This is a genomic window from Sulfurimonas sp., assembly GCF_026991475.1.
GTDB lineage: Bacteria > Campylobacterota > Campylobacteria > Campylobacterales > Sulfurimonadaceae > Sulfurimonas.
Genome location: NZ_JALXBK010000034.1, coordinates 1 through 7,249, shown reverse-complemented (window position 1 = coordinate 7,249; position 7,249 = coordinate 1). Strand labels below are relative to the sequence as shown.

At 35.6% G+C, this 7,249-nt stretch carries 10 protein-coding genes; 9 read left to right on the top strand and 1 reads right to left on the bottom strand.

Annotated features, from left to right (window positions below; translation table 11 throughout):
• Window positions 1–94 precede the first annotated feature (94 nt).
• The 5 genes from MV589_RS02430 (at window position 95) to MV589_RS02410 (ending at window position 3,948) form a co-directional block, all read left to right on the top strand.
• Window positions 95–1,063, top strand: coding sequence for a c-type cytochrome (locus MV589_RS02430; protein ID WP_297431697.1), 969 nt, complete (start codon window positions 95–97; stop codon window positions 1,061–1,063).
• An 80-nt stretch (window positions 1,064–1,143) separates the two neighbouring features.
• A complete protein-coding gene (locus tag MV589_RS02425; RefSeq protein WP_297431695.1) occupies window positions 1,144–1,611 on the top strand; it encodes an RDD family protein in 468 nt (155 codons plus the stop codon).
• Window positions 1,612–1,629: 18 nt separating this feature from the next.
• Window positions 1,630–2,595 (top strand): GTP 3',8-cyclase MoaA, encoded by a 966-nt coding sequence (moaA, locus tag MV589_RS02420; RefSeq protein WP_297431693.1) that lies wholly within the window; start codon window positions 1,630–1,632, stop codon window positions 2,593–2,595.
• Window positions 2,592–3,350, top strand: a complete 759-nt coding sequence (locus MV589_RS02415; protein WP_297431691.1) for a 7-carboxy-7-deazaguanine synthase QueE — start codon at window positions 2,592–2,594, stop codon at window positions 3,348–3,350. Before moaA ends, MV589_RS02415 begins: the two co-directional genes overlap by 4 nt.
• Before the next feature lie 16 nt (window positions 3,351–3,366).
• Complete coding sequence (locus MV589_RS02410) at window positions 3,367–3,948, top strand: 6-pyruvoyl trahydropterin synthase family protein (protein ID WP_297431689.1); 582 nt, start codon at window positions 3,367–3,369, stop codon at window positions 3,946–3,948.
• Window positions 3,949–3,954: 6 nt separating this feature from the next.
• Here the strand turns inward: MV589_RS02410 and MV589_RS02405 are convergent, their stop codons facing one another.
• Window positions 3,955–5,169: a molybdopterin molybdotransferase MoeA gene (locus MV589_RS02405; RefSeq protein WP_297431687.1), complete on the bottom strand. Its 1,215-nt coding sequence runs from the start codon at window positions 5,167–5,169 to the stop codon at window positions 3,955–3,957.
• A 66-nt stretch (window positions 5,170–5,235) separates the two neighbouring features.
• Here MV589_RS02405 and MV589_RS02400 point away from each other — a divergent pair, with 66 nt between their 5' ends.
• The 4 genes from MV589_RS02400 to rsmI all read left to right on the top strand — a co-directional run.
• Window positions 5,236–5,631: a hypothetical protein gene (locus tag MV589_RS02400; protein ID WP_297431685.1), complete on the top strand. Its 396-nt coding sequence runs from the start codon at window positions 5,236–5,238 to the stop codon at window positions 5,629–5,631.
• A 1-nt stretch (window position 5,632) separates the two neighbouring features.
• On the top strand, window positions 5,633–6,304 hold the full coding sequence (locus tag MV589_RS02395; protein ID WP_297431683.1) for a 16S rRNA (uracil(1498)-N(3))-methyltransferase: 672 nt from the start codon (window positions 5,633–5,635) through the stop codon (window positions 6,302–6,304).
• Between the two features lie 105 nt (window positions 6,305–6,409).
• On the top strand, window positions 6,410–6,610 hold the full coding sequence (gene rpmE / locus MV589_RS02390) for a 50S ribosomal protein L31 (RefSeq protein WP_297431700.1): 201 nt from the start codon (window positions 6,410–6,412) through the stop codon (window positions 6,608–6,610).
• 13 nt (window positions 6,611–6,623) lie between these two features.
• Window positions 6,624–7,249: 16S rRNA (cytidine(1402)-2'-O)-methyltransferase (rsmI, locus tag MV589_RS02385; RefSeq protein WP_297431681.1), on the top strand; the 626-nt coding region annotated here is incomplete at its 3' end.

Genomic DNA, 7,249 nt, shown 5'->3' with positions numbered 1-7,249 from the left:
GTTATTGGGCATTATGCAGCATTAACATTCTTTGCTTTATGGATTGCACTTCCATTTATCACAAAATTTGAAAAAAAAGTTTAAGGAGTAAAAAGTGAAAGAATTATTTATATTAGCAATAGTAACTGCATTTACTCTTGTAACTTACTATTTAGTTGAACCATTTGCACACTCACATATGCACAAGCATTATGAGAGTCAAGGGTTTGCATACAAAGATTTACCGGCACTTACTAAAAAAGGTGATGCTACTCGTGGTAAAGATTTAGTTATGGGTGCTGGTGCTTGTACTGGTTGTCATGGTATTAAAGTTGCAGGTATTGCTGCTCCTATGGATGCTGTAACTGCAGCACAAAGTTATGGTGTAAATCCACCAGACTTGTCAAATGCAGGTGTTGTATTTGATCCTAAATTTTTAGCATCGTTAATTAACAATCCTGCGCATGCATTGATGCTTGATCACAAATACAATGCAAAAACTGGAAAAACTTTCCCTATGCCTCAGTTCTACGGAGCAGGTGGAGATAAAGCACAAGAAGTAGCTGATATGGTTGCTTATTTACAATCAATCGCTGTTCCTGCAGATAAATTAACTCCAAATATGGCGTTTGAAACTGCTTGTGGTAGATGTCATGCTATCCATTACGAGTATAATCTTAATGGAAAAATGCATCCAGCTTGGACTCAAATTGGTGAAACACCTAAGTTTAAACATAAACAAGATGAGTTAGCATTTGAGATGAAAGTTGCAAACTATGATGATGCATTAACAAAATATCTTGGTAAATTACCACCAGATTTAAGTATGTATATTCGTTCTCGTGGTGAACACTATATTTCAACTTTTGTTGAAAATCCTCAAAACTATCTTAAAGGTACTGCAATGCCACGTGTTGGTGTAACTGCAGAAGCTGCTGAGAAAGTTATAACACATCTTCAAGATGTTGGTGACTCTAAACGTCACAAAAGAGAGAGTGTTGGTAGAAATGTAATGATTTTCATCATTATATTCGCAATCTTTGCTATTCTTTGGAAAAAAGAAGTTTGGAAAGAGTTACACTAAAACTTTAGCAAAAAGGAAACTTTTTCCTTTTTGCACTCTACTAAAATCTACTTAAAGTAATTCTCTGATATAATCCTCTTATGAGATTTAGAGATATTAAAAAACAACAAAAACTTCACAATACAGAGACTCAAAAGCCGACTTTTATTTATGCTTATTATCCAGATAGGATTAAAGCACTTATAACAGATATGTTTATGATTTATGCTCCTATACTCTATTTTATTACCTATGTTGTAATGAATGGGAAAGATGATTTCCAATCTTCACAATGGGCTCCATTTTTAGCAGTATCGCTCTATGGCGCTATTTACACTGTTTTAATTGCAAAATTTGGGCAAACTCCTGGTAAAAAAGCATATAAAATCAGAGTGGTAGATGATACAACATTTGAGAATATTGGTTTCTTTAGAGCTTTTTGCCGTTTTGTCGCTTTTTTGTTTTCAGCAACTATTCTTTTTGGATTATTAACACCGTTTTTTAGAAAAGATAGAAAAGCACTGCATGATATAATCTGCTCAACAGTACAAATATATGAGAAAGATTAAAATTTTAGAGGATGATAAATGCTTATTGATAGTTATGATAGAGTAGTAGATTATTTACGTATTTCAGTAACTGAGAGATGTAATTTTAGATGCCAATACTGTATGCCGGAAAAACCTTTTTCATGGGTTCCAAAAGAGAATTTACTCTCGTTTGAAGAGCTGTTTGAGTTTATGAAAGTAGCTATAGATGAAGGAGTTAAAAAGATTCGTATTACGGGTGGAGAGCCACTTTTGCGAGAAGATTTAGATACCTTCATTAAGATGATTTCTGATTATGCACCTGATATTGATTTAGCAATGACATCAAATGCCTTTTTATTAAAAGGAACCGCACAAAGATTAAAAGATGCTGGTCTTAAACGCATCAATGTAAGTATAGATACGCTCAAACCTGAAGTGGCGAAAGCTATAGCAGGTAAAGATGTTTTAAAAAATGTTCTTGAAGGCGTAGAAGAAGCACTTAAAGTTGGTCTCAAAGTAAAGGCAAATATGGTTCCTATGAAGGGAATGAACGCAGATGAAATATTTGATGTCCTTGAGTATTGTAGAGAGCGAGATATTACTGTGCGTTTTATAGAGTATATGGAAAATGCTTATGCGAAAGCGAACATTTCAAAACTAAGTGGTCAAGAAGTTTTAACAAGTTTAGGTGAAAAATATAACTTTACTTCAGAAGGTTATGATGGTGCTTCTCCTGCAAAATACTATAGGCTTGATGATGGTTATAGATTTGGAATTATTGAACCTTATGGAGATGATTTTTGTAAGCAGTGCAATCGTATAAGACTTACAGCTGAGGGAAATCTTATACCATGTTTATATTTTGATGAGGCAATGAGTATTGCTGAATCTGTAAGAAAAGGTGATATAAAAACTGCTGCGGCTGTGCTAAAAGAAGTAGTACGTACAAAACCAGAAAAAAACCGTTGGGGTGGAGAGGATGATGAAGTCTCTACTCGTGCCTTTTATGAGACAGGTGGATGATATATCTCGTTGAACATTTTTACTCTATACAAGGTGAAGGAAGGTATGTAGGTACTCCGAGTCTCTTTTTTCGTTTTGGTGGATGCAATATGCGTTGCGAGGGTTTTGGTTGCTCTGAAGTTGCACAAGATGGTGTAAAAGTTTTAGGCTGCGATACTGTTTATGCCGTAAACAAAGAACACTTCTCTCATAGCTGGGTACCAATAACTAGAGCAGAAGAACTTTTGTCTGTTTTGGATTTATATGAACTTCCAAACGCAGTAGATATTGTTCTAACCGGTGGGGAGCCTCTTATTTATGCAAATGAGCCTATTTTTGTAGAATTTTTAGAAAAACTGACCGCGTTTGGACATCAAATTACCTTTGAGACAAATGGTTCTTTAAATGTTGATTTTGAGAAGTATCCTATTTACAAAGAGTGTATATTTGCGTTGTCTGTAAAACTTGCAAATTCAAATGAACCTTTAGTAAAGCGTGTTCGTGGTGATGTGATTTATAACATAGCTTCCAATGCAAAAGATGCTTTTTTTAAATTTTCAATAGACAGAGACTCTATAAATATAGCACTTGAGGATGAGATAGAAAATATACAACTTCATTCCCCAAAAACAAAAGTTTACTGTATGCCTGTTGGTGGTACAAAAGCTGAAGTAGAAGCAAATACAGAGCCTCTTATAGAGTTTTGTAAAGCAAAAGGGTATAACTTTAGTGATAGACTGCATATTCGGATTTGGGATGCCAATAAAGGGGTGTGAGTGAAAGGAGAAACGCATGATAATACGAAAACTTTTTAAATTTGAAAATGCTCATATAGTAAGGGGTTGCTCAACAATTAAATGTAGAAGTTCTGTTCATGGACACTCTTATAAAGTGGAACTGCTCTTTGAGTCTAACTTTTTAGATAATGGACAGATGGTTTATGATTTTGGACTAATGAAACAAAATATGAAAGATTTAGTGGAGAGTTTTGACCATGCTATTGCTCTGTGGAGTGGAGATAATGTAGCGTATCTTAAAGATATGAAAAAGCACTCTGCACGCTGGGTAGAGCTGCCAGTTTCACCTTCAGCTGAACAGTTTTCTCGTGTCATTTTTGTAATGATAGATAGACTTTTAGGGCTTACATCTAAAGTAAATGGTGAAAAAGAGGTAAAACTCCATAGCGTCATTGTTCATGAGACAGATACCGGCTACGCACAATGTTTTGCAGAGGATGCCTACTCAAAAGAGATGGGCGAGATTAACCTTTTTGATATTATATTTTCAGAGCAAATTATGAAAGATTTTAAAGATGAGAGATTGTGGCAAAAAGTATTGGATGAAGAGGAGTTTGTGAACCCCGCTTCTGTTTAAGTTCTTTTAACTCAATAATTCTTGAAACTCATGGCTTGCAAAATCGCAATGAGTAGAGATGAATTTTACTGTTTGGTTTTGTGCAATAAAATCAGACTTGGCATCTGTAATAATAAAACCATTTGAATTTGCAAGAGGGGAGACCATTCCCGGTGCAAATTTCTCACACACAGTGAAAAATTCTCCATCAAAATATCCAGGAACAACACTGCTTCGCCCTGCTTTAAGTTTAAAATCTTCTGCCATTTTTACTTTTATAGGATTTATAAATTTCTCTTTTGTCCCACTCATTGCATAGATGATGGCACGTCCGAAAATCTCAAAATTGAGTGCTGCTGCGAGTGGGTTTCCTGGAAGATTGAGTATAACCTTATCTCCAATTTTTCCTATGGTTGTTGGTTTTCCAGGTCTTATTTCAACTTTATCAAAAAGAATCTCATAGCCAAATGCACCAAATGCCTCTTTGGTAAAGTCAGCATCACCAACACTTACCCCTCCAGAAGTTATAATAAGGTCACAATCAAGAGCACTTTTGATATGTTCGTTAATATCTTCGAGTGTATCAATAGCAGTCCCTACAAATTCCACTTCACACCCTAACTCTTTTGCACGAGCAATAAAAGTGGGTGAATTTGTATTGTAAAGTTGGTACTCTGCAACCTCTTCAAAGTGCATTTTTAGCTCATTTCCAGAACCAAATATGCCAACACGCGGTTTTTTATATACTTTAATATGCGTGATGCCTTGTGATGCTAGAAGGGTGATTTGGTGCGCATGAATTTTTTGCCCTTTTGTGAGCAGCAAGCTCTCTTTTTTAATATCTTCACCCGCGAGACGAATATGTTTTGAAATTGTTAAATTTTCAGGGAGTTTGATGCCACCTTCACACTCTGTAATATCTTCAATAGGCACAATACATTGAGTTCCAAGAGGAATACGAGCGCCTGTCATAATTTTTATTGCCTCGTTATGTTGTAGTTCACCGTGAAAATCATCTCCTGCAAAGATGGTGCAGCCCACTTTTACGCATTTGCCGCTATCTTCAATTTTTACTGCATATCCATCCATAGCAGAGTTGTCATAGGGTGGTAGATTGTGTGTAGCTGTAATATTTTGGGCAAGAACAGACCCTAAAGCCTCTTCAATCGGTATGATTTTTAAAGATTTTTGTTTTGTATGTGTGTAGATTATTTCTAGTGCTTCATTTATTGTAACTGCCATAATTTAAAACCTCTTTGATTAGTTGACATATTTTACTATAATTTCGTTATGAATGAAATGTATAATATGGGTTTAAGCCTACATAGTTGGTCAGCGGTCGCAGTTTTGGTGATGATTTTCATCAATCTGTATATTTTAATTAGTGCAAAAGAACTTGCAAAGTATAAAAAAGTGAACTCTTTATATCTTGTTCCTTTACAAATAACGGTACTTGGAACACTTCTTTTTACAGGTATTGTGATGATGGCAGCAAAACATCTACACTTTAGTATTGAAAATATTGTAATGATTATTTTGGGAGTAGTTCTTATAGTGTTAGAAGCAAAGCGTTTGAAAGCATTGAAATATCTTAGTACAAAAAAAGAGCATGCTTTAGAAGTCTATAAACCATATTCGAGAACTATTTTACAAGTTGAATTTGGTTTGGTTCTATTGATGTCACTTTGGATGTGGTTCGTTTAAAATGGTTTATCTATTTAATGAAAACGCAGGTAAAGAGCGTTTTAGCATAAAAGGTGAAGATTTTAAATACCTTATAAAAGTACGTCGCCACAATGTCGGTGACGAGCTTGGGTTTCGCTCCAAAGAAGATATAAAAACACTGCACATCTACAGACTGAGTGAAATAGAACCAAGAAGTGCTGCGTTTGAGTTAATTTCATCAAAGATTTTTGAGGTTAAAGCAAAACAGGAACTTCATATCGGCTGGTGTGTCATAGATAATAAATCAGTAGAGAAAGTTCTGCCAAGTCTCAATGAACTAGGAGTAAGTAAAATCTCCTTTATCTACTGTGAGAGAAGTCAAAAAAACTTCAAACTCGACTTTAAACGCTACGAACGCATTGTAGAGGCATCAAATCAACAGTGCGGACGTACCGAGATAATGGAGTTTGATACTTATAAAAATATTGAGAGTTTTGTAGCTGCGTTTGGGGATGTAAAGGTCTTTGATTTTTGTGAAAATATTTTAGGTGAAAGCGCTGCGTTTGGGCGTGTACTTATTGGCTGTGAGGGTGGTTTTTCACCAAAAGAGAAAGAGTTTTTGAAAAATCAAGAGGTTTTTAGACTCGATACTCCAATGATATTACGCTCTGAAACAGCAGCAGTCGCGGTGGCTTCGAAGATACTTTTGTAATTTAAGATTTTTTAGGTATAATTCGCTTCATAAAATTCTGCCCCCATACGGAATTAAAAAATATATAGTTATACGTACACAAGACGTGTGACAAAAGGTAATGAAATGAAAAAAGGTATTCACCCAGAACTAGTAGATTGTACTGTAACATGTGCATGTGGCAACAGCTTTGTAACAAAAAGCCAAAAACCAGAGATGAGAATTGACATCTGTAACGAATGTCACCCATTCTTCACAGGTGAAGAGCGTATGGTTGATACTGCTGGTCGTATCGAGAAATTTAAAGCACGTTACGGCAAAAAATAGTCAAGCACTTTTTTTGCTTTCATTAATTCCAACTCCTATTGGAAATATCGGCGATATTTCACTCAGAGCCATTGAGCTTTTGAGTGAAGCTGACATACTTCTTTGTGAAGATACCCGCGTTACAAAAAAACTTATCCATATTTTAAAAGAGCGTTATAACACTGCATTTAAAGAAGATCAAGAATTTATTTCCCTACATTCACATAATGAACAGGCTTTTGTTGAAAAATTAGAACCCTCTTTTTTTGAGCAAAATGTTGTTTATGCAAGTGATGCTGGTATGCCGGGTGTAAGTGATCCCGGACAAGCTCTTGTCTCTTACTGCATCGAGCACTCATTAGAGTATGATGTCCTACCTGGTGCAAACGCAGTGCTTACTGCGTTTGTAGCGAGTGGATTTGGACAAACGCAGCTACTCTTTTTTGGCTTTTTAGACCACAAAGGCAACTCTCGAAGTGCGGGATTACAAAAAGCCTTGCATAATGGTTACACTACTATCCTTTATGAATCTCCACACCGCTTAGAAAAGCTTCTGCAAGAACTTGCCCAAGAAGCACCACAAAGAGAGATATTTTTAGCAAAAGAGCTTACAAAAAGGTATCAAAAATTCTTTAGGGGAACTCCAAAAGAGTTAATAGA